The 17,794-nt window shown below is 57.4% G+C and carries 18 protein-coding genes and 1 tRNA gene; 10 read left to right on the forward strand and 9 right to left on the reverse strand.

Features of this window, described 5'->3' with window-relative positions:
* Nucleotides 1–269 precede the first annotated feature (269 nt).
* The 5 genes from rpoD to VPH40_RS22330 all read left to right on the forward strand — a co-directional run bounded on the left by rpoD (nt 270) and on the right by VPH40_RS22330 (nt 5,750).
* A complete protein-coding gene (gene rpoD / locus VPH40_RS22310; protein ID WP_099666644.1) occupies nt 270–2,510 on the forward strand; it encodes an RNA polymerase sigma factor RpoD in 2,241 nt (746 codons plus the stop codon).
* A 109-nt stretch (nt 2,511–2,619) separates the two neighbouring features.
* Nucleotides 2,620–2,698: transfer RNA gene (locus VPH40_RS22315), tRNA-Ile, on the forward strand.
* Nucleotides 2,699–3,256: 558 nt separating this feature from the next.
* A complete protein-coding gene (locus VPH40_RS22320; RefSeq protein WP_328574540.1) occupies nt 3,257–4,513 on the forward strand; it encodes an AAA family ATPase in 1,257 nt (418 codons plus the stop codon).
* A 2-nt stretch (nt 4,514–4,515) separates the two neighbouring features.
* The gene (locus tag VPH40_RS22325) at nt 4,516–5,157 is read left to right on the forward strand and encodes an RloB family protein (RefSeq protein WP_328574541.1); all 642 of its coding nucleotides are present in this window, start codon (nt 4,516–4,518) and stop codon (nt 5,155–5,157) included.
* A gap of 257 nt (nt 5,158–5,414) precedes the next feature.
* Complete coding sequence (locus VPH40_RS22330) at nt 5,415–5,750, forward strand: FKBP-type peptidyl-prolyl cis-trans isomerase (RefSeq protein WP_099666646.1); 336 nt, start codon at nt 5,415–5,417, stop codon at nt 5,748–5,750.
* Between the two features lie 16 nt (nt 5,751–5,766).
* Here the strand turns inward: VPH40_RS22330 and VPH40_RS22335 are convergent, their stop codons facing one another.
* Together VPH40_RS22335 and VPH40_RS22340 are read right to left on the reverse strand one after the other, a co-directional pair.
* Complete coding sequence (locus VPH40_RS22335; RefSeq protein WP_328574542.1) at nt 5,767–6,243, reverse strand: DUF2726 domain-containing protein; 477 nt, start codon at nt 6,241–6,243, stop codon at nt 5,767–5,769.
* A 97-nt stretch (nt 6,244–6,340) separates the two neighbouring features.
* On the reverse strand, nt 6,341–7,054 hold the full coding sequence (locus VPH40_RS22340; protein WP_328574543.1) for a YjjG family noncanonical pyrimidine nucleotidase: 714 nt from the start codon (nt 7,052–7,054) through the stop codon (nt 6,341–6,343).
* 131 nt (nt 7,055–7,185) lie between these two features.
* On the opposite strand from VPH40_RS22340, the gene VPH40_RS22345 reads away from it, so the two are divergent.
* A complete protein-coding gene (locus tag VPH40_RS22345) occupies nt 7,186–7,911 on the forward strand; it encodes a pyridoxine 5'-phosphate synthase (RefSeq protein ID WP_328574544.1) in 726 nt (241 codons plus the stop codon).
* Entirely contained in the window at nt 7,899–8,429 is a 531-nt protein-coding gene (locus tag VPH40_RS22350) for a DUF2947 family protein (protein WP_305053071.1), read from the forward strand. Before VPH40_RS22345 ends, VPH40_RS22350 begins: the two co-directional genes overlap by 13 nt.
* A 67-nt stretch (nt 8,430–8,496) precedes the next feature.
* Here VPH40_RS22350 and VPH40_RS22355 read toward each other — a convergent pair whose 3' ends face one another.
* The 3 genes from VPH40_RS22355 to VPH40_RS22365 are packed head-to-tail and all read right to left on the reverse strand — an operon-like array spanning nt 8,497 to nt 9,874.
* A complete protein-coding gene (locus VPH40_RS22355) occupies nt 8,497–8,889 on the reverse strand; it encodes an STY0301 family protein (RefSeq protein WP_328574545.1) in 393 nt (130 codons plus the stop codon).
* Complete coding sequence (locus VPH40_RS22360; RefSeq protein WP_328574546.1) at nt 8,886–9,347, reverse strand: BPSL0067 family protein; 462 nt, start codon at nt 9,345–9,347, stop codon at nt 8,886–8,888. Before VPH40_RS22360 ends, VPH40_RS22355 begins: the two co-directional genes overlap by 4 nt.
* Before the next feature lie 32 nt (nt 9,348–9,379).
* Complete coding sequence (locus VPH40_RS22365) at nt 9,380–9,874, reverse strand: DUF4265 domain-containing protein (RefSeq protein WP_328574547.1); 495 nt, start codon at nt 9,872–9,874, stop codon at nt 9,380–9,382.
* A 120-nt stretch (nt 9,875–9,994) separates the two neighbouring features.
* Between VPH40_RS22365 and VPH40_RS22370 the strand changes: the two genes are divergently transcribed.
* Nucleotides 9,995–10,411 carry a GFA family protein gene (locus VPH40_RS22370; protein ID WP_328574548.1) on the forward strand — a complete coding sequence of 139 codons (417 nt, stop codon included), beginning with the start codon at nt 9,995–9,997 and terminating at the stop codon, nt 10,409–10,411.
* An 11-nt stretch (nt 10,412–10,422) separates the two neighbouring features.
* On the opposite strand, the gene VPH40_RS22375 is transcribed toward VPH40_RS22370, so the two are convergent.
* The gene (locus tag VPH40_RS22375) at nt 10,423–11,028 is read right to left on the reverse strand and encodes a glutathione S-transferase (protein WP_328574549.1); all 606 of its coding nucleotides are present in this window, start codon (nt 11,026–11,028) and stop codon (nt 10,423–10,425) included.
* 68 nt (nt 11,029–11,096) lie between these two features.
* Complete coding sequence (locus VPH40_RS22380; RefSeq protein ID WP_035828139.1) at nt 11,097–11,816, reverse strand: Crp/Fnr family transcriptional regulator; 720 nt, start codon at nt 11,814–11,816, stop codon at nt 11,097–11,099.
* Between the two features lie 550 nt (nt 11,817–12,366).
* On the opposite strand from VPH40_RS22380, the gene VPH40_RS22385 reads away from it, so the two are divergent.
* Nucleotides 12,367–14,052, forward strand: a complete 1,686-nt coding sequence (locus tag VPH40_RS22385) for a methyl-accepting chemotaxis protein (protein WP_328574550.1) — start codon at nt 12,367–12,369, stop codon at nt 14,050–14,052.
* A gap of 12 nt (nt 14,053–14,064) precedes the next feature.
* Here VPH40_RS22385 and VPH40_RS22390 read toward each other — a convergent pair whose 3' ends face one another.
* Nucleotides 14,065–14,283 (reverse strand): oxidoreductase-like domain-containing protein, encoded by a 219-nt coding sequence (locus VPH40_RS22390; protein WP_328574551.1) that lies wholly within the window; start codon nt 14,281–14,283, stop codon nt 14,065–14,067.
* Nucleotides 14,284–14,658: 375 nt separating this feature from the next.
* Here VPH40_RS22390 and VPH40_RS22395 point away from each other — a divergent pair, with 375 nt between their 5' ends.
* Nucleotides 14,659–16,209 carry a DEAD/DEAH box helicase gene (locus tag VPH40_RS22395; protein ID WP_328574552.1) on the forward strand — a complete coding sequence of 517 codons (1,551 nt, stop codon included), beginning with the start codon at nt 14,659–14,661 and terminating at the stop codon, nt 16,207–16,209.
* A gap of 213 nt (nt 16,210–16,422) precedes the next feature.
* Here VPH40_RS22395 and VPH40_RS22400 read toward each other — a convergent pair whose 3' ends face one another.
* Nucleotides 16,423–17,661, reverse strand: a complete 1,239-nt coding sequence (locus tag VPH40_RS22400) for a lipopolysaccharide biosynthesis protein (protein WP_251351718.1) — start codon at nt 17,659–17,661, stop codon at nt 16,423–16,425.
* Nucleotides 17,662–17,794 lie beyond the last annotated feature (133 nt).

Here is a 17,794-nt window from a genome sequence, read left to right on the forward strand (position 1 = left end):
GCTCGCAGACGCTGGCAAGCCGCGCCAGGCTCTCGCTCCCAACGCGGTCGATGCAGGAATTTTTGCCGAGGCGGCTGGCAACAGCCGGTGGACAGGAATTGCTGCGCTTCCCGCGGATCGTGGCCGATGAGGTGTAAGTAACGTAACAGTGTCGAATTTGCGTAGTCGGCAGGTTCGAAGATGGTGGTTCCCGCAGGTAGACAGGGAACTGGCAGCAAACTTTATCCTAATCCACCGTAAAGCAAGTCGTTGTGTAATCGAAAGCGCCTGTGCCAATCAAGAAACCCGAATCCAAAGCGGCTGCAAAGCCCACTAAAGTTACCACGAAAGCCGAAAAGGCGCTCGACCGGCCAGAAGCGCGCGTTACCAGCGCGCCCGTGGTCAGCCAGACCACCGACGCTGCCACCCTGGCAGCCATCGATACGTCCGGTTATGTCTTGCCGTCGGTAAAAGTGCCAGGCCGCCGCGGCCGCAAGCCAAAAGAATTCCAGCCAGAAAATGATGAAGTCGCCGCCCTGAACGCCGTCGAGCGGGCCGAACTGAAGGCCGTCGACAAGGCCAAGGCCAAGGACCGCAAGGCGAAAGAGCGCGCGCTGCTGAAGGACGCGTTCTCGTCCGATACGGAAGCGAGCGAGGAAGAACTCGAGCGCCGGCGCCAGAAACTCAAGACCCTGATCAAGTTCGGCAAGGAACGCGGTTTCCTGACGTACGCGGAAATCAACGATCACTTGCCTGAAAACATCGTCGATCCGGAAGCCATCGAAGGCATCATCGGTACCTTCAATGACATGGGCATCGCCGTCTACGAGCACGCGCCCGATGCGGAAACGTTGTTGCTGTCCGATAACGTTGCCGTCGTCACCAGCGATGACGAGGCGGAAGCTGCGGCCGAGGCCGCATTGTCGACCGTCGATTCCGACTTCGGCCGCACCACCGACCCCGTGCGCATGTATATGCGCGAAATGGGCTCGGTCGAGCTGCTGACGCGCGAAGGCGAGATCGAGATCGCCAAACGCATCGAAGATGGCTTGAAAGACATGATCCAGGCCATTTCCGCCTGTCCCGTGACGATCGCCGAAATCATCGCCGCCGCCGACCGCATCGCCAACGAAGAGATCAAGATCGACGAAATCGTCGACGGTCTCGTCGATGAAAACGAGCCGGTCGCCGCCGCTCCTGTCGTCGCCGCCCCCGTCGAAGAGGACGAGGAAGAAGGCGAAGCGGAAGAAGAGGAAGAAGAAGAGGAAGAAGAAGCGAGCGCGTCGGGCGCCGCCGGTTTCTCCGCGGAACAGCTGGAAACCCTGAAACGCACGGCGCTGGAAAAATTCGCCGTCATTTCTCAGCAGTTCGACAAGATGCGCCGCGCCTTCGAAAAAGAAGGCTACAACTCGAAGCCGTACGCCAAGGCGCAGGAAGCCATTTCGCAAGAATTGCTGGGCATCCGCTTCACGGCCAAGGTGGTGGAAAAGCTGTGCGACACCCTGCGCGGCCAGGTCGACGAAGTGCGCCATATCGAGAAGCAAATCCTCGACGTGGCCGTGAACCGCTGCGGCATGCCGCGCGCCCACTTCATCAAGGTCTTCCCTGGCAATGAAACCAACCTCGACTGGGTCGATGGCGAAGTCAACGCAGGACATGCGTACAGCGCCATCCTGGGCCGCAACATTCCGACAGTCAAGGAACTGCAGCAGCGCCTGATCGACCTGCAAGCGCGCGTCGTCTTGCCGCTGCCGGACTTGCGCAATATCAACCGCCAGATGGCGGCCGGTGAAATGAAGGCGCGCAAGGCCAAGCGCGAAATGACGGAGGCCAACTTGCGCCTGGTCATTTCGATCGCCAAGAAATACACGAACCGCGGCCTGCAATTCCTCGATCTGATCCAGGAAGGCAATATCGGCCTGATGAAGGCCGTCGACAAGTTCGAGTACCGCCGCGGCTACAAGTTCTCCACGTATGCGACCTGGTGGATTCGCCAGGCCATCACGCGCTCGATCGCCGACCAGGCGCGCACGATCCGTATTCCCGTGCACATGATCGAGACGATCAACAAGATGAACCGGATTTCCCGCCAGATTCTGCAGGAAACGGGTGCGGAACCCGATCCGGCCACCCTGGCGATCAAGATGGAAATGCCCGAGGACAAGATCCGCAAGATCATGAAAATCGCCAAGGAACCGATCTCGATGGAAACGCCGATCGGCGACGACGACGATTCCCACCTGGGCGACTTCATCGAGGACAACAACACCCTGGCGCCGGCCGATGCGGCCCTGCACGCGTCCATGCGGGGCGTGGTCAAGGACGTGCTCGATTCCCTGACGCCGCGCGAAGCGAAAGTGCTGCGCATGCGTTTCGGCATCGAGATGTCCACCGACCACACGCTGGAAGAAGTGGGCAAGCAATTTGACGTGACGCGCGAGCGCATCCGCCAGATCGAAGCCAAAGCGCTGCGCAAGCTGCGCCACCCATCGCGCTCCGACAAGCTGAAAAGCTTCTTGGAAGGCAACTAGAAGCCAATAGGGCTTGACGTGCGCCCCTGATACCCCTATCCTCGCGTGTCCGTTTCCAAAACGGCCGCGCGAGGCGGGTATCAACAGCGCCGCCACGCCGCAGTCCCCCGGGCCTCTAGCTCATGCTTGGTTAGAGCAGCGGACTCATAATCCGTTGGTGCCGTGTTCGACTCACGGGAGGCCCACCAGAATTTGCAGCAATAGAAAAAGCCCCGGCGGGTGACTGCCGGGGCCTTTTTTATGCGCGAGACAATCACCTCATGGTTTTGTGATTCGGGCAAAGCTAGTCGGTTTTGCCACCAACTTCATCTTTATAACGATACGGCGCGCATAAGAGGCGTTGCGTTTTGCCTGCCGTTTGACCTTGTATTTGCAATTACGTACGCTACAGGCCATTATCGTTATTTAACGTGGCTATGGTTGGGCTTGTGTCTGAATGGCGGACCTGACCCTGCCACTGCTCATTGCCTATGATCTGATTGCGGCGGGCTGTTGTTTTATGGTTCGCCAAACTCTAGCTAACTCATGGCGACTCAAAAGCTTGGGGGCAAAGTAGTCGGATGCTGAGGGCGTATGGCCATTTTTCTGCAGATCACGTGGCCGAGAATGTGTCTCGACTCCCAACTTTGCTAAGTATAGGGCGGTATGAGGTATGTGTTAGGTCAATAGAGCTGTAGAAAAACTGCAGATCATCTAAAATTCGTTCATAATCGATAGGTCAAATTTACTCTTAGTGAGACTTCTCCATGTTGATCGAATTCTCAGTCAGTAACTTCCGTTCTTTTCGGGAGAAGCAAACATTCTCCATGGTTGCTGCTCCTCGTTTGCACAGGCGCGACAACGTATTTACCCCAGATGTGGTGGGTGAGAAGCTACCTGATCTGCTTAAAGTTGCTGCTATCTATGGTCCTAATGCCTCTGGAAAGAGCAATCTTCTTAAAGCCTTAGACATAATCCGTACTATGACGGGGATGTCCCCAGCTGACTACGTGCCAGTTAAGCCTTTTAGATTTGACAAGAAATTGGTTAGTGCTCCTAGTTCATTTGAGTATCATTTTGTAAATAATAAACTTCGCTATCAATTCAACTTGTCAGCGACTGCTAGTCGTATTTTAGAAGAACGTTTAGTATCTTTTCCTGGTGGCGAGGCTGTTACTTTATATGAGCGCCAATATAGTGAAGAATATGGTGAGGTATATAGCTTTTCAGATCAATTGGAAGGTGGAAGCGAGTTGCATAAAGTTTGGACGCGCTTGACAAATCCTACTACTTTGTTTTTGGCTCAAGCGGTTGCAAATAGTAGTGAGGAAATAAATCAGTTGTCATTCCCGCTTGACTGGTTAAGAAGAGGACTATTTGTTGTTGTAAATAAAATGGAAGAATTAGCGATGTCGTGTAAAAATCTGGTAAAAGAAAATCCGATTTTTGCGCAAGAAGTTGCAAATTTTTTACAGGAAATAGATGTTCCTGTGACCGCTATCCGTACTGAGGATTCCTCTAAAGTAGCCGTCAAAAATATGTTGTCGTTACTATATTCAGAGAAGGATTCAAAGAATAAAAATAACCTGACTTCTACTACGACGTTTACGCATAGAACAGCGTTGGGGGAGGCCGATTTTGATTATGATGAGCAATCTGAAGGGACGAAGAATTTATTCGGTTTCTTCTTACCATGGGGGATTATAGAAAGTGGTGATAGCTTCTTTTCAGTTATGGGAATTGATGAATTAGATAGTAGTTTGCATCCGGAAATAGTTGCAAATCTGATTGAGAGATTTTTGAAACGAACAAAAAATACCCAGTTGATTTTTACAACGCATGACACTCATTTGATGGATACGAAATTGCTTCGACGCGATCAAATATGGTTGACGGAGCGAGATATGAATGGTGCTACTCAGCTTCGTTCTGTTTATGAGTTTGAAGGACGTGAGAGTGAAGACGTTGAGAAGCGTTATTTTGAAGGCCGATATCGTTCTTTGCCAAATATACGTAAAGGTTGAATATGGCGCAAAAGATAAAAAGTGTTGCGTCCTTTTCTAGGAAAGGGTCATCGATAAAAACTCAGCCTAAGATATTGATTATTTGCGAAGATTCAAAATCAGGGCGGCGTTATATAGAGGATGCAACGCGATATTTCAAGGTTCATGTTTCAATTAAAGTTGCTCATTGTGGAAAAACTGATCCAAAGGGAATTGTTTTTGAGGCAATAAATCAAAAAAATAATTATGATAGTATATTTTGTGCAATCGATCGTGATACTCATTTGAATTATAATGAAGCAATAAATCTAGCTCGCACAGTAGAAAATATTAAAGTTATTTCTTCTCATCCATGCATAGAGTATTGGTATTTTTTGCATTATGGATACAGCAGGAAAACATTCAATGCTTTGCCTGGGAAATCCCCTGGAGATCAAATGGTTGCAGAATTAAAGGGGGTTATGCCAGGTTATGATAAGTCATCTGAAGGTAACCTATTTATGGATTTGTTTCCGAAGTTGGATGATGCAAAACGTTATGCAAGAAAAGTTCTTGAGCATTCCAATGCGGATGGTAGTTTTGATCCAAGCACGAAGATGCATGAGTTGATTGAGCTGTTTGAGAAATTATCTGTTCCACAATTGAAGGATGTTGTTGTTAAATAATGGTTATAATTATTTTTTAAGTTTTATTTGAGATATAAAATTTATTTTTTCGAATATCTTAAATATTTTTTGAGTTATATATATATAGTGATAAAGGCTATAGATGATGTGTCTCACAATCCGTTGGTGCCGTGTTCGACTCACGCGAGGCCTACCCGAATTTGCCGCAATAGATCAAGCCCCGGCGGGCAACTACCGGGGCTTTTCTTTTGCTGTCGTACAATCGCGGCATTGTGATTTATCAAGGGTGAAATGAGATGACGGCTGAAGTGAAGATGGACGATATCGTGGTGGGCGATGGCAAGGCGGCGGCGCGCGGTGCGCTGATCACGGCCCACTACCGGGGCTGGCTGGAAGATGGCACGGAGTTTGACTCGTCGCACAAGCGGGGTGAACCTTTTCGCTGCGTGTTGAGCAATAACAAGGTGATCCAGGGCTGGATTCTGGGTTTGCACGGCATGCAGGTGGGCGGCAAGCGCAAGCTGTGGGTGCCGGCGGCGCTGGCGTATGGCGAGCGGCAGGTGGGCTTGATTCCGCCAAACTCCAATTTGGTCTTCGAGATCGAATTGCTGGAAGTGCTGACGCGCGATTGATGTTTGGATGGTGTCATCAGGCCGATACGACGCCGGCTTTTTTCAGCAGCAGTTGCTCGACATCGGCGCGCAGCGCCTGCTGCGTGGGGAAGTTGGCATAGCGCAAGGTCACATAGCCGGCCAGCCTGAGCATGGCGTCGCGCTCCCTGTCCTGGCGTTCGCGGCCGTTGTGGCTGCTGTCGTCGAGCTCGATCACGGCGATGACGTTCAGTTGCTGGCTGCACAGGACAAAATCGGCCACCTTGCGGTCGAAACGGTTTCTGTTCGCCCATCCCTTCGCTGTCACCAGCGCGGAAAACGCCACTTGCGCCAGCACCGTGCATTCCGGCAAGGCCGTTTGCAGCAGGTGGTACATCTGCTGCTCGCGCGCCGTCATGACGGGTTTTCTGTGCAGCCGCAGCGGCGCACGGGACTTCGCGTTTCCGCGCACGGCCAGCATGGCAAAGAGCAGGAGCAAGGCCGCGATGACGAGCAGGACGGTATAGGAAGGCATGGGCTGGCATCAGGATGGACGAGTACTGATGGTACGCGAACAGAGGCGTGTTTTCGTGCCGCTGCCGGCGTATTTCAGGTGCAGCCTTTGTTGAAGATCAAGCCTGTTTCAAGTTGATCTGCATCACGTCCAGCGCCGGCACGATGTCTTGCAGGCTGGCCACTTCACAGGTAGGGATGGCGGCCGAGGTATTGGCCATGCTGTCCGGGTTGAACCAGCAACTGTCGATGCCGTAGCGGTTGGCGCCCAGGATGTCGGCGTCGAGCCGGTCGCCGATGATGATGGTAGTGTGCTTGCTGCATGCGCGCGCCATGTTGGCCGCGTATTCGAAGAAGCGCACATCCGGCTTGGCGTGGCCGCACGCTTCCGAGGTGGCGACGAAGGAAATGTAGTCGCCCAGGCCGGATGCGGCGATGCGGCGGTTCTGGATGGACTCGACGCCGTTGGTGATGATGCCCACTTCGCCGATGCGCGACAGGGTTTCGCACACTTGTTTGGCGCCATCGATGAGCACGACCGTGTCCGGCAGGGAATCCAGATACAGCCGGCTGGCCAGTTCCGGGTCGATGGCGATGCCGTTCAGTGCAAACGTCTTGCGGAAGCGCTCCACCTTCAGGAAATCCTTGCTCACGTCACCCGTTTCGAAACGTTTCCACAGGTCGACGTTGATCGCCTGGTATTGGGAAAACAAGCCGTCGATGCCGTCGCGCAAGCCCAGTTCGTGCATGGTGTGCAGGAACGAGCGTTTTTCGGACGCCCGGAAGTCGAGCAGGGTATCGTCCAGGTCAAACAGGAATAATTTGTATTTCATGGCGTGTTGTTGAAAGCGTGGAAATCTATCTTGCATCGTAGCACGTAGCGCTGAGTTCGGTTGGTCGTGCCCTGCGCGGGCGATCCGCTACAATCGCTGCCACACCTGTTACCCTCATTCCATACCCGCACATGACCCAGCTCTCCGTCAACGTCAATAAAATCGCCTTGCTGCGCAATTCGCGCGGCCGCAACTTCCCGGACCTGCTCGCATTTTCCGCGCGCTTTCTCGACCTGGGCGCCGCCGGCATCACCTTGCATCCGCGCCCTGACCAGCGCCATGCCCGCTACGACGATGTTGCCCCGTTGCAGCGCCTGTGCGCGGAGCGGGGGCGCGAGCTGAATGTGGAGGGGTATCCGACGGCGGAATTTCTGGAAATAGTGAAAAGCGCGCGCCCGGCGCAATGCACCCTGGTGCCGGACATGCCGGGGCAATTGACGTCCGATCACGGCTGGGACATCGAACAGCACGCAGCGCTGCTGCGGCCCGTCATTGCGGAATTGAATGACCTGGGCATCCGCGTCAGCCTGTTTGTCGATGCCGACTACCCGGCGCTGGAATGGGCGCGCGAAGTGGGCGCGGCGCGGGTCGAGCTGTACACGGAGCGGTTTGCCGAAAGCCATGGCAGCGAGCACGGCGATACCGTATTCGATACCTATCTGCAGGCGGCGCGGCGGGCGCAGGCGCTGGGCCTGGGCGTGAATGCCGGGCATGACCTGGATTTGCACAACCTGGCGCGCTTCCTGGACATTCCCGGCATCCTGGAAGTGTCGATCGGCCACGCGCTGGTGGTCGAGTGCATCGAGCAGGGCATGGACAAGGTGCTGGGCCGCTACCTTGAGATATGTCAATCGTAGGGGACTTGGGCGACGATGCTGGCCGGCCGCTGCAACCTGAAGCGGACTGGCCGTTTTTCGATGCCGATTTCTCCATCCCCGCACAGATGCGGGCGCAAGTACAAGCGCTGACGCCCCACGCCGCGGCGCAGTTGTGGACGCGCCATGTGTCGGCCCAGCCCGATGAAACGCACCCGATGCAGTTGCGCGATGGACACCGCCTGCAGCCAACGGTATCGGGGCCGGACTGGCTGGCCGAGTTTGACGCCGTTTCCAGCGAGCGCCCGGCGCAATCGGGACGCGTGGCCGCGTTTCTCGCTTCCCACTTTCACGCTGCCGTGGCGGCACCCGTCTTGTTCATGGCCAGCCGGGCGCGCGCCTATGCGCTGACACCCGCCGCGCTTGCCGCATGCTGGCCTTGCTTGCTGGCCATTGCCGATGAAAGTCCCTTGCTGTACCAGCCAGTGACAGGCAAGTTCGTCTGGTGCCGGCCGCATGGGGCGCTGGCGGGTGGCGAGGACGGGCCGCAGTCCATTTAACGGGAACGATAGATTCATGCGTCCATTCGGTAGCGGTATCCACTGCGCTGAATGCCAGGTGCGTTGTCTAATTGCACTGAAACCTGACCATTTTCGTTCGCTGTGCAATGGCTACGACGCACTGTTTGACGCCTGGCAATGCCATGCGCAGGTAGCGTTCGGTACCCGCATACAGGCAGTCCACCTGAAACAGATACTCGGGCGCATCAAAATTGATGTCCCAGCGTTGATGCAAGGTGCCGTTGCGTGTCCATTCCTTGTCCGGGGCCAGGATAGGCAAGGCTTCGCCAGCTGCTGGCGGCTGATCCGACGGATAGGACAGCACGCGTACGCCATCGAGTTTGCTGTCCGGCAGGTTCCAGCTTGAGGGAGGTGCTTGCGGGCAAGAAAGGGGGACTGCGGCAGCTGGCCGCATCGCCGCGGCAGCGATGGTCAATGCCAACAGTGCGAGCAGCTTCATTCCACTACCGAATAGAGTTCGGGACGATTCGATGCCCCGGCCGCCGAACGCCCAAAGTAGATCACGCGGGCGCCGGGCTTGTGGTGACGCCACTGGTCGAAAATTTCTATGCCGCCAGGTACCTGGCGGATGAACAGCGCCGCATGATTGCCCTGCCGCAGATTCTGATAGCGGCCATTGACGAAGGTGGCAATCAGCGTGCCTTTCGCGATGCCGCCGTGTTCCAGCAGGTCCGGCACTTTGTCACCTTCGCGCCAACGCGAAGAGGCACGGGCGCCGGTGAGGCGCCTTGCCAGCGTGACGCACTCGCCATTTCCCACGATTTCTTTTTGCTTCGCATAGTCGGCGCGCGCAATGTAGGGCATATCGTTGCTCTCTGTGGTTGACGATAGAGAGAGCGTATGCAAGGCGCGGGCAAGCAGCTTGATGTGTGCCAGAGCAATACAGAACATTGACATGTGTCATGGCCCTGCCTGGCGCACGGGCATGCTTACATATCCACCCACCAGTTGAGCAAGGTTTCATCATCGTCGTCATCGAGGTTGACGTAGATATTGGCGAAGTACCATTCCACGCCCGTCGCTTCGCGGAAGGCGTCAAAGGGACCGTTGACGTTGTAGATGCCGTGGTGTCCCGGCACGCTGAAGGTGAGGTTGCCCTTGTACTGGCCATCCAGGGTGCCGCCCAGCTGGCTTTGCACGTCGCGTTCGAGCTGGTCCACTGCCTCTTGCGACACGTCGTCGGCGTCGTAGATATGGATGCAGAAGTTGCCGCCGCGCTTTAAGACTTCGGCGGGGGAGAGCGGGTCGGCGATGTTGACGATGTCGCCGCGCGCCAGGTTCAGGGTCAGGCCGGGCGAGGCCAGCAGTTCGTAGACGTGCTCGTCGATCTGGCGCGCCGGCAGGGTTTCATAGACGGGACCGCTGGTGTTTTCGCCTGCCAGTACGCGGATGTGCGGCAAGCCTTCGCAATTGATGTCTTCCATTTATTCTTTCATAGTGCCGGCGGCACGCACTTTGGGCTGCGCCAGGGTGGGTTTATGGCAATATTGTACCGGGTAGGTATCTGCAGGCAGGGCACGCAACGGTGCAAACGAGGAGAAACGATGGAGAATGTGGTGCAAACAGGCGGCTGTCTGTGTGGCGCGGTGCGCTTTGAAGTGACAGGCCAGGGCAGCAATCCGCACAGCTGTTCCTGCCGCAATTGCCAGCAGCATACGGGCGCGCCGACGGTGGCGTGGGTGGAGTTTGCGCGCGATCAAGTGCGCTGGACGGGGACGGCCGGTGCACCGGCAACATACCGTTCTTCCGAATATTCCAGCCGGGCATTTTGCGCCGCGTGCGGCAGTTCCGTCGGCGCCATCGACGATGCGCCGACGGTGGCCTTGCTGGTGGGCAGTTTTGATGATCCTGCCCGGGCGGCCTTTGCGCCCGACTATCACGCGTTTGACGATGTCAGGCCGCTCTGGTGGCACTTCGATCCGGCCGCCGCTGTACCCGGGCCGGGCGGCGCAGGCAAATAGTCCCCGGCGCGTCAGACTGGCGGCGTGGCCAGGAAGGCGGGCAGGGTTTCCGCCGAGCGCGTGTAGGCGTTGATGGCCGGGTAATCGCTGGGTTTGACGATATCGGGCGTTTCCAGCTGGGCGAAACTCCAGCCGACGGCGATGGTCACGCCCGCTTGGTCGATACTGCCCGTCTCGCCAGGCAGGGGCAGGTGCGCGCATTCCTGTTCCAGCGCGTTCCAGGCGGCATGCAGTTGCATGCTGACCCGTTCCAGCCACGGCGCGTGTTGCTTGTCGAGCGGACGCAGCTTGCGTTCGTAGACGATCTGCACGGCTTTTTCATAGGCGGCCAGGGCAAGGCCCGTCAGGCGCAGCGCGCGCACGCTGTCGGCCAGGGCGGGGATGGCGGTGTCCGGACGCAGCAGCGACAGATATTGCAGGATCAAGGTGGAATCCATCAGCACTTGCCCGTCGTCCAGTACCAGGGTCGGTACCTTGATGACGGGGTTGATCTCGCGCACGGCATCCATGTTGCGGAACACAGATAGCGGCAAGTGCTCGTAGGAAATTCCCTGCAGTTGCAAACAGATGGCGACCCTGCGCACATAGGGCGAGTCGAGCATGCCGATCAGTTTCATGGCCAGTCTCCGGGGTAGTCAGGAGTATCTACGATACCCGCTTGCCTGCCCGCTGGCCAGCGTCGTGCTTAATTGTGTGCGCTGATGCCGCTGCGGAATTGTTCGAAACCGGCGCGGGCTGCCTTGTAGCAATTGCCAGCGGCCGCTTCCAGGCCTTCGCGGTCGAGCACTTCGACCGTGCCGCGGCGATACTGGATCAAACCTTCGTCCTGCAGCTTGCGGGCCGTGACGGTGACGCTTTCGCGGCGCACGCCCAGCATGTTGGCCATGGTGTCTTGCGTCACCTTCAGCTCGTTCGACAGCGAACGGTCGAGGCGGTCTAGCAGCCAGCGGCACAGCTTTTGCTCGATGCTGCAATGACGGCCGCCCACCACGTTCTGTGCCATTTGCGCAAACATGGCGCTGGTATAGCGCATCAGCAATTGCGCCAGCGCGCCGCCTTCATTGAACACTTCACGCAGGAAGGCCGTTTTCAGGCGGTAACCGTAGCCGGCCGTTTGCACGATGGCCGTGCAGGTGGCGCGCTCGGCTTCGTACAGCACCACACCGGCCACGCCTTCGCGGCCGATGACGGCGATCTCGGTGGTGGCGCCGTCTTCCATCACATACAGCAGGGAAACGATGGCGTTGGTGGGAAAATACGTGTATTCAATCTTGCCGCCGCAATCGAACAGGTGCTTGCCGGCAGGCAGGGCGACCAGTTCCAGTTGGCAAAACAGGCGCTCCAGATCGGCGCGCGACAAGGCGCGCAGCAATTCGTTCTGTTGCGCGCCCGTGATGCTGATCATGGGCGTGGCGGGAGCGGCTTGCCAGTTGTGCTGGACGGCGGCGTGGGTATTCGTTGCTGGTGTCAGGTTGCTATAAGCTTTGTACATGGTAGGGCCTCGTCTTCTGATTTTGTTGGATGGCGCTGCTTTTCTGGCTTGCTAGCGTTGTGCTGAATCTTGTATCCACTATAGAACCGGGGGCTGCGGACGGGCATCGGATGAGCCGACGCGCTTATGTAGGCTAGGAACATTGCCTCGTGTCATCCGACTCCTACGCCTGTTCCTGCATTTTTCCCTGTGGAAACAGCAGCACTTGGGCAAAAATACGCCACGCTATCCGCGAACTTTGGCCGCATGCCGCGATCAAACCACTCTGCGTCTGGTGCGACGGTGATAAAATGTTGCACTGCGGAAATTTGGTTTGTGCCGGTATGAGTTGCTGCACTTGCTCTCCACCACTGCTCCTTTTCCCGCAGCCTGCCCTTACTGCGCGCGCCGTGCCTTTGCCAGCGCGCGGCTGTCTTGTCCCGCGGTCTTGTCCCGTTTACCCGTTTATGAAGGAAAGCAACGCATGAAATGGTTTTTTGATTTGAAAATTGCCACCAAGCTGATCTTGTCGTTTGGCGCCGTGCTGTTGTTGACGGCCGCGCTGGGCGTATCGGCGATCTTTTCCATGGCGCGCATCAATACCGCGTCGACGGATCTGTCTGATAATTGGATGCCCAGCGTGCTGGCGGCCATGTCCATGCGCAGCGACGTCAGCGATTTCCGCCGCTGGGAACTGGCGCACATGCTGGCCGCACAGGATGCCGACATGGCGCAGAATGAAACGCGCATGACGGAAACGCAGGCCAAGCTGAAGGTGGACGGCGACAAGTACCGCAGCCTGATTTCGGAATCGGGCGAGAAGGAAGTGTTCGAGCGCTTCCTGGCGCTCAACGATGAATTCATGCGCCTGCATGCAACCATGCTGAGCCTGTCGCGCGAGATGAAAAAGGAAGAGGCGCGCGCGCTGGCCGTGGGGCCGTCTGCCCAAGTCATGACGGACATGATGACGGTCCTCGATAAACTGGTGTCGATCAATACGGATGGCGGCGTGCGCTCGAGCGCCAGCGCCGACGCAACCTATGCGGCCTCGCGCGCCAGCCTGATCGGCTTGCTGGTGGGCATCGTCGTCATCGGCATGCTGCTGGCGCTGTGGGTGGCGCGCAGCGTGGCGCGTCCGCTGATCGCGGCCGTCGGCGTGGCGCGCCAGGTGGCGGCCGGCGATTTGACGGCGCACATCGTTGTGCAATCGCAAGACGAAACGGGGCAATTGATGCAGGCCCTGAAAGACATGAATGCCAGCCTGCAGACGCTGGTGGGCCAGGTACGCAGCGGCACCGATACCATCGCCACGGCGTCGAGCCAGATTGCTGCCGGCAACCAGGATTTGTCGTCGCGTACGGAAGAGCAGGCCAGTTCGCTGGAAGAAACAGCCTCGTCGATGGAAGAGCTGACGTCGACCGTGAAGCAGAATGCGGACAATGCGCGCCAGGCCAACACCATGGCGCTGACCTCGTCGAGCATCGCCATCGAGGGCGGCAAGGTGGTCGGCGAAGTGGTGGGCACGATGGCGTCGATCAATGCTTCATCGCGCAAGATCGTCGACATCATCGCCGTCATCGACGGCATTGCTTTCCAAACCAATATCCTGGCCCTGAACGCGGCCGTAGAGGCGGCGCGCGCGGGCGAACAGGGGCGCGGCTTTGCCGTCGTCGCCACGGAAGTGCGCAACCTGGCGCAACGCTCGGCCGCCGCGGCCAAGGATATCAAGGTCCTGATCGGCGATTCGGTCGAGAAAGTCGAGGCGGGATCGAAACTGGTGGACCAGGCGGGCCGCACGATGGATGACATCGTTGCCAGCATCACCCGCGTGACGGACATCATGAGCGAGATCACGGCCGCCAGCAGCGAACAGAGCGCCGGTATCGAGCAGGTGAACCAGGCCATTGCCCAGATGGACCAGGTGACGCAGCAAAATGCGGCCCTGGTGGAAGAGGCGGCGGCAGCGGCCGAATCGATGCAGGAGCAGGCCGCCAGCCTGAGCGCCGTGGTCAGCATCTTCAAGCTCGACGCGGCCAGCACATTTGCAACCGGGCCGCGCCCGCCCGCCGCCGTCAAGGCGCCGGCAGCCGTGGAACCGGCAGCGGCGCCGCGTCAACTGGCCAGCACGGCGCGACGTGCTGCGCCGGTGGATGAGTGGGAAAGCTTTTAATTAAGTAATAAATTAAGCGCGCTTGCGCGCTTTCCTGACGCCCTGAGGGGCTGGGGCTGCCGCGGCTTGCTGGCGCTGTTGCCACGCCCTCAGGGCCTCTTCGTAGGCGGCCAGGTCTTCCTGGTACATTTCCAGAATGCAAAAGGTGCAGCCGCTGTGGCAGCACTCGTCATTGCCCGGTTTGCTGGGCGCTTGCGGTGGCGGATCGTGGGGCAGAGGCGGGGTGGGCATGGTGAGGGCAGGGGGCGGCGGAAGATGCATCGGAGCTGGCATCGAAGTTGCCATCATACGGCATCCCGGCGGGCCTTTGCTGGAACGCTTTTTGCTCAAAAATCACGGTTTCCGTGTACAGTTGCGGTGAATTAGGGTATCGTTTACAGCACTGATATTGTATCTTCTGCGCGCGATGTTCCGCCGGCGCGATCTCCGCCGCCATCGCAGCACATCTCTTCGACGCTCCCGCATACGCCCTACAGCATGTCCCGGAGCACGGAGGTGCCGCAAGAACAATGATCCATGGCTTGCAAGACGGAGCTGCCTGTGCCCCGAAATGTTGTTTATTGAGAAAGCATGGCTTCCGCAGTGCGGAGGCACACCAGAAAATTTATGTCTGAAACCGAATCGACTCCTACGCCCAGCCCGGCGATTGCCCCTGAAGCGGCGCCCGCCGCCGCTGCGCCTGCACCAGCACCTGCCGCATCCGCTGCTCCCAGCCTGACTTTTGCCGACTTTGGCCTCGCGCCTGAAATCCAGCGCGCACTGACCGACCAGGGTTACACCCATCCGACACCGATCCAGGAACAAGCGATCCCCGTGGTGCTGCAAGGCCGCGATGTGATGGGTGCCGCGCAGACGGGTACCGGCAAGACAGCGGGTTTCTCTTTGCCGATCATCCAGTTGCTGATGGCGCATGCCAGCAGCAGCATGTCGCCGGCGCGCCACCCGGTGCGCGCGCTGATCCTGACGCCGACGCGTGAACTGGCGGTGCAGGTGGCCGAAAACGTCAAGGCCTACGCCAAGCATACGCCGCTGCGTTCGACCGTCGTCTTCGGCGGCATGGACATGAAGCCGCAAACCGTCATCCTGCGCGGTGGCGTGGAAATCGTCATCGCCACGCCGGGCCGCTTGCTCGACCATATCGAGCAAAAGAACATCAGTCTGAGCCAGGTGCAGATGCTGGTCATGGATGAAGCCGACCGCATGCTGGACATGGGTTTCTTGCCGGACTTGCAACGCATCATCAACTTGCTGCCGAAGCAGCGCCAGAACCTGATGTTCTCGGCCACGTTCTCGCCAGAAATCAAGAAGCTGGCTGCCACGTTCCTCAACGATCCGCTGACGATCGAAGTGGCGCGCAGCAACCAGACGGCCGACAAGGTCACGCAGGTGGTGTACAAGGTGACGGAAGGCGATAAGCATGCCCTGGTCGCCCATCTGCTGCGCCAGCGTGACCTGAAGCAGGTCATCGTCTTCTCAAATACCAAGATCGGCGCCTCGCGCCTGGCCCGCGTGCTGGAACAGGAAGGCATGAGCGCCACGGCGATTCATGGCGACAAGAGCCAGCAGGAACGCATGGCGGCGCTGGAAGCGTTCAAGAAGGGCGAGATCGATGTGCTGGTGGCCACCGACGTGGCGGCGCGCGGCCTGGATATTTCCGACTTGCCTTGCGTCATCAACTTCGACTTGCCGTACAACGCGGAAGACTATGTGCACCGTATCGGCCGCACGGGCCGCGCCGGCGCTTCGGGCGACGCCATTTCGATCTACTCGGATAAGGACGAGCGCTTGCTGGCCGATATCGAGAAACTCATCAAGCAAAGCATCAAGCGCGGTGAATTGACGGGCTTCAATCCGGCTCCTGCCCGCAGCAGCGACAGCGAGCGCCGTCCGCCGCGCCGCAGCGAAGGCGGCGAGGCGCGTCCTGCGCGCGCACCCGAGAGCCGCCATGTGGGCGAGAGTCGCGACAGCCGCTCCGCCGAGCGCGGTGCGCGTCCCGCCTTTGGTCCCGGCGCCCGCCGCGAAAAGGCCGATCCCTGGTTCCTGAAGCCGTATGAGCCCGCCAAGGCAGCAGCCCCGGCTGCCGCCAGCATGGCGCCTGCCGCGGCCAAGCCGAAGCAGAAGGTGGCGGCGTTGCTGGGTGGCTTGTTGAAGAGCTGACTGTCGCGACTGACTGCTACCCATGGTCGTTCGGGTAGCAACAGTGCCTGAATTGATGAATGAAACCCAAAAAGTTCAATGCGCACTTTTTGGGTTTTTTTTATGATGAAGAGGCGGAGATGCTACCGCCGGCCTTGAGATGGTCGTGGCCGCCGGATATTGACGGCTGTCGAACCAGTTGGTGGCGCCGGCGTGCGCGTTGTACTATCGCAATCAGCCTTGCAGCTGTTGACGGTTATTCTGCCACCAACGACGCCCCAGCACGAACAAGATGGAGATGCTCAAGCCTGCCAGCAGGCTGCCTAGCAGGGCAACTGAGGTACGGGTTGTCCGATTCTTGGGCAAGCTGGGGCCAGCAATAAAGCGTGTTTTTTCCAGATAGAGACTAATGGCGGAACTATTATCGACACTGATCTTGTTATAGACTTCCTTGATCGTTTCGTCTTCCATATCCTTGCCGCTAAAGACGGTTTTCTTGATTGGTTCCAGTCCGCGCAGAATAGCTTCGCCAGATTTTGTGCTCTCGGCCAATGCTTTCGCGCGATCATAATACTCTGCGAGTATCATATACTGCTTTTGTTCCCGCTTTGCCTTGTAGATGGCTTCATTCGCTTCAGTAATCTCGACTTCGCTGGTCATCAGCTGGCTGAGCGGCGACAGGTAGCGCGCCGTATCTTCGGTGATTGATACAAGCTGGCGGGAAGCCTGGCTGGCAGCGTCCGGATAGCGCGTCACGATTTGCTTGAGCCTGACGCCTTTGCGCTGATACGAGTCGATTTTTTCCTTGTTTTCAATGATTTTATTATCCAGCTTGGTAATGGCAGCGGAAATTTCGGAATTTTTAAAGCGCAAAATATCCGTATAAATCATGTAGACAATGGTGTCGACTGTATATCGGCCAAGCAAGCTCACTGCTTGTTGCGCGCTTTCCGGTGTCTTGGCCGCGTAGTTGATGGAAACGGCGATGACATTGTTGTCAGCATCCTTGGTGCTGCTCATCAATTCTTTGGCATCAAGCTTGGTGAACGGAAAGATCGGTTCGATCACCTTGGCAATCCCCCCGCGGGCGGCAAATGTCTGGCTCAACGCGATGACAGTAGGGTCATTCTCTATATTGTTTTGCCTGACAAATTCATTAAAGCGTTCGCTGGTGTTTAATGGCGATGAAAAGCGCTTGTAGTCAGCCAAAGCGATACCGGGCGCCTGTTCTTTGACTTCCTTTCCATCTTTCTCTATTTTTTTCTCGGGAATGGCGCCGCCGAACTGTAAAAAACCTTCACTTTGGTATTTTCCAAGGAATAAGGCACTGGACGTGCCGAGTATCGCCACCAAGGCGGTTCCCGCCAGAATAACGCCACGCGACTGCCATAAGATAGTGAGGAAATTTGTCAAATTGAAGTCATCATCTTCAACGTAAACTTCCGATTCATTCAATTCGTCATGCTTTTCCATAAGTTCTCTTTTTTAATTTTCCAGCTCGCCATTTTCAAGATAAAAGTGGCGAGGATGTTTCAAAGGGCTAGTCTGCCATGTCGCTCAGTCCTGCCTGAGGATGCCGGGCGAATATGATTTCGCGGTATGCATT

This window comes from Janthinobacterium sp. P210005, assembly GCF_036231865.1.
GTDB lineage: Bacteria > Pseudomonadota > Gammaproteobacteria > Burkholderiales > Burkholderiaceae_D > Janthinobacterium > Janthinobacterium kumbetense.

Coding starts and splice junctions, on each gene's coding strand:
- VPH40_RS22325 (WP_328574541.1), top strand. CDS start 4,516: ATGGCGCAAAAGATAAAAAGTGTTGCGTCCTTTTCTAGGAAAGGGTCA.
- VPH40_RS22360 (WP_328574546.1), bottom strand. CDS start 9,347: ATGTCAATGTTCTGTATTGCTCTGGCACACATCAAGCTGCTTGCCCGC.
- VPH40_RS22320 (WP_328574540.1), top strand. CDS start 3,257: ATGTTGATCGAATTCTCAGTCAGTAACTTCCGTTCTTTTCGGGAGAAG.
- VPH40_RS22335 (WP_328574542.1), bottom strand. CDS start 6,243: ATGCCTTCCTATACCGTCCTGCTCGTCATCGCGGCCTTGCTCCTGCTC.
- VPH40_RS22395 (WP_328574552.1), top strand. CDS start 14,659: ATGTCTGAAACCGAATCGACTCCTACGCCCAGCCCGGCGATTGCCCCT.
- VPH40_RS22345 (WP_328574544.1), top strand. CDS start 7,186: ATGACCCAGCTCTCCGTCAACGTCAATAAAATCGCCTTGCTGCGCAAT.
- VPH40_RS22400 (WP_251351718.1), bottom strand. CDS start 17,661: ATGGAAAAGCATGACGAATTGAATGAATCGGAAGTTTACGTTGAAGAT.
- VPH40_RS22330 (WP_099666646.1), top strand. CDS start 5,415: ATGACGGCTGAAGTGAAGATGGACGATATCGTGGTGGGCGATGGCAAG.
- VPH40_RS22350 (WP_305053071.1), top strand. CDS start 7,899: ATGTCAATCGTAGGGGACTTGGGCGACGATGCTGGCCGGCCGCTGCAA.
- VPH40_RS22385 (WP_328574550.1), top strand. CDS start 12,367: ATGAAATGGTTTTTTGATTTGAAAATTGCCACCAAGCTGATCTTGTCG.
- VPH40_RS22380 (WP_035828139.1), bottom strand. CDS start 11,816: ATGATCAGCATCACGGGCGCGCAACAGAACGAATTGCTGCGCGCCTTG.
- VPH40_RS22365 (WP_328574547.1), bottom strand. CDS start 9,874: ATGGAAGACATCAATTGCGAAGGCTTGCCGCACATCCGCGTACTGGCA.
- VPH40_RS22370 (WP_328574548.1), top strand. CDS start 9,995: ATGGAGAATGTGGTGCAAACAGGCGGCTGTCTGTGTGGCGCGGTGCGC.
- VPH40_RS22390 (WP_328574551.1), bottom strand. CDS start 14,283: ATGCCCACCCCGCCTCTGCCCCACGATCCGCCACCGCAAGCGCCCAGC.
- VPH40_RS22355 (WP_328574545.1), bottom strand. CDS start 8,889: ATGAAGCTGCTCGCACTGTTGGCATTGACCATCGCTGCCGCGGCGATG.
- VPH40_RS22340 (WP_328574543.1), bottom strand. CDS start 7,054: ATGAAATACAAATTATTCCTGTTTGACCTGGACGATACCCTGCTCGAC.
- VPH40_RS22375 (WP_328574549.1), bottom strand. CDS start 11,028: ATGAAACTGATCGGCATGCTCGACTCGCCCTATGTGCGCAGGGTCGCC.